This window comes from Moorena sp. SIO3I6 (genome assembly GCF_010672095.1).
In genome coordinates, this window is the sequence record NZ_JAAHHU010001068.1 from 1 (window position 1) to 1,721 (window position 1,721).

The 1,721-nt window shown below is 41.1% G+C and carries 2 protein-coding genes; both read left to right on the forward strand.

Going from position 1 to position 1,721, the window contains the following annotated elements:
* Window positions 1-33 precede the first annotated feature (33 nt).
* Window positions 34-447 (forward strand): IS607 family transposase, encoded by a 414-nt coding sequence (locus tag F6K49_RS46180; RefSeq protein WP_293109145.1) that lies wholly within the window; start codon window positions 34-36, stop codon window positions 445-447.
* A complete protein-coding gene (locus F6K49_RS46185) occupies window positions 344-1,669 on the forward strand; it encodes a transposase (RefSeq protein ID WP_293109142.1) in 1,326 nt (441 codons plus the stop codon). The genes F6K49_RS46180 and F6K49_RS46185 overlap by 104 nt, the downstream gene beginning before the upstream one ends.
* The last annotated feature ends 52 nt before the right edge of the window (window positions 1,670-1,721 follow it).

Genomic DNA, 1,721 nt, shown 5'->3' on the forward strand with positions numbered 1-1,721 from the left:
TCAAAAACTGGCAAAGACGAAAGATCTACCATTTTGTATGCCAGAGTTTCAAGCCGCTCTCAAAAAGCCGATCTTGAGCAACAAGTACAGTTTCTCAAGTCTCGTTACCCAGAAGCAGAGATTATCAAAGACATCGGGAGCGGGCTTAACTTCAGAAGAAAAGGTCTTCAATCCTTATTGGACAGAGTTCTCGGCGGTACTTGCAAGTATATTGTCGTTGCCCACAAAGATAGGCTTTGCCGCTTTGGGTTCGATCTTATCTCATGGCTGTGCTGTAAATTCAAAACTAAAATACTGGTTCTCGACGAAAAGAACCTCAGCCCAGAGCAAGAAATGGTTGAAGATGTTCTTGCGGTCATCCACGTCTTCAGCTGTAGGTTGTACGGACTCAGAAAGTACAAAAATAAAATCATTGAAGACAACGACTTACCGCGTATATCCAAGTAAAGAACTTGAGAGTATATGGAAGAAATGGGTTTCCGCTGCTAGAAAAGTATATAACATATCGATTGAGCAGCTAAACAAAAACCAAGGGTACACAAAGGTAGGTAAGAAGGGAGGGAAGCATGGTTTTAGGACTTGGTTGAAACAGTCTGGACTTATCCCTGAGTGGTGCAAAAATCTTAATGTATCTAAAATACTTGATAATGCTTCAATGGAGGCATATACAGCCTGGAAAGAGACAGCCAAACAGCCCTTATTTATAGGCTTTGGCAAAAAACGAAAACCAAATCTACAAGCTGGATTAAAAATAGCCAAATTTCGTAGTGTGCGGAATCAGAAGCAAACAATCCAGTTTGATCCCACAGCTTACAAGGCTGGCAGATGGATGGTATCTACTACCAAACATTTACCAAAGCCTGAGTTTAAGGGTCACGATCACTGCATATTGACAGATGGGTCTACAGAGCTTACTTATAACAAAGGAAGGTGGTTTGCTCATTTTCCAGTTGAGTTTGAGACTGAGCCTACTCACACTCAAAAGGTTATAGCTTTGGATCCTGGAGTTAGGACATTCATGACTGGGTTTGACGGAGGCCAGTTTTTAGAATTTGGGATTAATGACTTTCAGAGAATAGCTAAACTTTGCTCTTATCTAGATAAATTAAAGAGCAAACATGATAGTTTGAAAGGGCATTATAACAAGCATCGACGCTATCGATTGAAGATAGCTATGGAAAAAGTTAGGACTAAGATAAAAAACCTAAGGACTGAAATCCACAAACAAGTAGCTTCCTATTTAGCCAGAAATTACGACGTAATTATTCTTCCTACCTTTGAGACCTCGCAAATGGTCGTAAAGAAGAAGCGAAAGTTAAAAAGCAAGACAGCCAGGGCTATGATGACCTGGGCGTTCTATCAGTTTTATCAGATTTTAGAACATTTGTGTAACCGGTATGGTTCCAATTTGGTGAGAATAACAGAAGAATATACTTCATTGACTTGCACAAAGTGTGGGCATGTTCATAGAAAACTTGGTAGCTCTAAGAACTTTAAATGCCCAAAATGTGGTTACGAGATCGATAGAGATTTCAATGGAGCCGTCGGGATTTTCCTGAAGGCGATGTGGGATACCACCTTCCTTGACAGTGTCGGGGATGTAGTACTCAGCTTATCTGACTCCGCAGACGTACTAAACGTCCAGGATGTCACGATTTGTCAGGGTTAAAAGTATCAGATTCGCGGACGCATTCTGGCTCAAGAAGCCCTCGGAAAAAACG